Source organism: Peribacillus sp. SIMBA_075, assembly GCF_046534585.1.
In genome coordinates this window covers 1-237 of sequence record NZ_JAWRYN010001569.1, presented here as the reverse complement: position 1 = coordinate 237, position 237 = coordinate 1, and the positions used below count along the sequence as shown (strand labels likewise).

The window sequence follows — 237 nt, the reverse complement described above, 5'->3', positions numbered from 1 at the left end:
CCGCGTGAGCGAACGATACCGGCGCGGGCAGGAGCTGTCGGCGAAGGTGCGCAACGGCGGCGCCGCTGCGTTTGCGGGCGGGAGCGCCGCGCTCTACGCCGGCAGCCGGCTGATGGCGCCGGAGGTGCATTCGCAGCAGAGCGGGGCGCTTATCGCGGCGCGCCAGGGCGAAAGCGCGGAGAAGGGCGGGCAGTACGCCGCAGCCATTCAGCGCATCAGCGCCTCGGGCGTAAGCAG

At 73.4% G+C, this 237-nt stretch carries 1 protein-coding gene; it reads left to right on the top strand.

Annotated features, from left to right (window positions below):
• A partial coding sequence (locus tag SB775_RS33700; protein ID WP_410865653.1) for a hypothetical protein occupies positions 1-237 on the top strand: 237 nt, incomplete at both ends.